The following is a 2,500-nucleotide window of genomic DNA, read 5'->3' as shown; positions in this document are numbered from 1 at the left end:
TGTTTGCAGCAAGCTTAAGCCGTTAGGTGTAGGCGCAGCGAAAGCGAGTCTGAATAGGGCGACGAGTTGCTGGCAGAAGACCCGAAACCGAGTGATCTAGCCATGGCCAGGCTGAAGGTGCGGTAACACGCACTGGAGGGCCGAACCCACGCCTGTTGAAAAAGTCGGGGATGAGCTGTGGCTAGGGGTGAAAGGCCAATCAAACTCGGAAATAGCTGGTTCTCCGCGAAATCTATTGAGGTAGACCGTCGAGTATTACCCCGGGGGGTAGAGCACTGGATGGGCTAGGGGGGCCCAAAGCCTTACCAAACCTAACCAAACTCCGAATACCCGGAAGTATGAGCTCGGCAGACAGACAGTGGGTGCTAAGGTCCATTGTCGAGAGGGAAACAGCCCAGACCACCAGCTAAGGCCCCCAAATCGTGGCTAAGTGGGAAAGGATGTGAGGATTCCAAAACAACCAGGAGGTTGGCTTAGAAGCAGCCATCCTTTAAAGAAAGCGTAATAGCTCACTGGTCTAATAGAAACCTTGCGCCGAAAATGTAACGGGGCTCAAGCCACGTGCCGAAGCTGTGGGTGCATTCTATGAATGCGCGGTAGCGGAGCGTTCCGTAGGTCTGTGAAGGAGACGGGGTGACCCTCTCTGGAGATATCGGAAGTGCGAATGCTGACATGAGTAGCGACAAACAGTGCGAGAAACACTGTCGCCGAAAGTCCAAGGGTTCCTGCGCAAGGTTAATCCGCGCAGGGTGAGCCGGCCCCTAAGGCGAGGGCGAAAGCCGTAGTCGATGGAAACCGGGCAAATATTCCCGGGCCTGCCAGAAGTGACGAATACAATATGTTGTCAGGTCTTATCGGATTGATCTGGCTTTTGGCGTATTCCAGGAAATAGCTCTGGCATATAGACCGTACCCGAAACCGACACAGGTGGACTGGTAGAGAATACCAAGGCGCTTGAGAGAACGATGCTGAAGGAACTAGGCAAATTACTTGCGTAACTTCGGGATAAGCAAGACCCGTCAGTGGGCAACCATGGGCGGGTGGCACAGACCAGGGGGTAGCGACTGTTTAGTAAAAACACAGGGCTGTGCGAAGTCGAGAGACGACGTATACGGCCTGACGCCTGCCCGGTGCCGGAAGGTTAAGAGGAGGTGTGCAAGCACCGAATTGAAGCCCCGGTAAACGGCGGCCGTAACTATAACGGTCCTAAGGTAGCGAAATTCCTTGTCGGGTAAGTTCCGACCTGCACGAATGGCGTAACGACTTCCCCGCTGTCTCCAGCATCGGCTCAGCGAAATTGAATTCCCCGTGAAGATGCGGGGTACCCGCGGTCAGACGGAAAGACCCTATGAACCTTTACTGCAGCTTTGCAGTGGCATCAGAGACATTCTGTGTAGGATAGGTGGGAGGCTTTGAAACCGGGGCGCCAGTTCCGGTGGAGCCATCCTTGAAATACCACCCTGACTGTTTCTGATGTCTAACCGAGGCCTGTTAGCCAGGTCCGGGACCCTGCATGGTGGGCAGTTTGACTGGGGCGGTCGCCTCCCAAAGTGTAACGGAGGCGCGCGATGGTGGGCTCAGGCCGGTCGGAAACCGGCTGTCGAGTGCAATGGCATAAGCCCGCCTGACTGTGAGAGTGACAGCTCGATCAGAGACGAAAGTCGGCCATAGTGATCCGGTGGTCCCGCGTGGAAGGGCCATCGCTCAACGGATAAAAGGTACTCTAGGGATAACAGGCTGATCTCCCCCAAGAGTCCACATCGACGGGGAGGTTTGGCACCTCGATGTCGGCTCATCACATCCTGGGGCTGGAGCAGGTCCCAAGGGTTCGGCTGTTCGCCGATTAAAGTGGTACGTGAGCTGGGTTTAGAACGTCGTGAGACAGTTCGGTCCCTATCTGCCGTGGGTGTTGGAGACTTGAGAGGATTTGTCCCTAGTACGAGAGGACCGGGATGAACATACCTCTGGTGCACCGGTTGTCGCGCCAGCGGCACAGCCGGGTAGCTAAGTGTGGACGGGATAACCGCTGAAAGCATCTAAGCGGGAAACCCACCTCAAAACAAGGTCTCCCCAAGGGCCGTGATAGACCATCACGTCAATAGGCCAGGTGTGGAAGCGCAGTAATGCGTGCAGCTGACTGGTCCTAATCGCCCAATAGGCTCATTCCAAAGCCCCCTCAAAAGGGCAACACACATGCACAGCAGTCATCCACTCTCAACACATACAACCATACACACCAACCCATCCACATCCCGTCCAACCCCATCACAGGGGAGACTGGATGACCTGGTGGCCATGGCGGGGAATGATCCACCCGATCCCATCCCGAACTCGGCCGTGAAAACCCCCAGCGCCCATGATACTGTGCCTTAAGGCACGGGAAAGTCGGTCGCCGCCAGGTCTTCCAGTCTCCCCATCACTAACGCGGGGTGGAGCAGCCCGGTAGCTCGTCAGGCTCATAACCTGAAGGCCGCAGGTTCAAATCCTGCCCCCGCAACCA

1 tRNA gene and 2 rRNA genes (1 of these 3 cut by a window edge) are annotated in these 2,500 nt (G+C 56.1%); all 3 read left to right on the top strand.

What is annotated here, in order from left to right:
• Window positions 1-2,167: ribosomal RNA gene (locus HNW77_RS16795) — 23S ribosomal RNA — on the top strand; it begins 572 nt to the left of the window's first position.
• Window positions 2,168-2,285: 118 nt separating this feature from the next.
• Window positions 2,286-2,401 (top strand): 5S ribosomal RNA (gene rrf, locus HNW77_RS16790).
• Between the two features lie 22 nt (window positions 2,402-2,423).
• A tRNA-Met gene (locus HNW77_RS16785) sits at window positions 2,424-2,500 on the top strand.

The organism is Komagataeibacter melomenusus, from assembly GCF_013155395.1.
Classification (GTDB): Bacteria; Pseudomonadota; Alphaproteobacteria; order Acetobacterales; family Acetobacteraceae; genus Komagataeibacter; species Komagataeibacter melomenusus.
The sequence above is the reverse complement of the archived record's forward strand: the minus strand, read 5'-3'. Positions and strand labels throughout refer to the sequence as shown.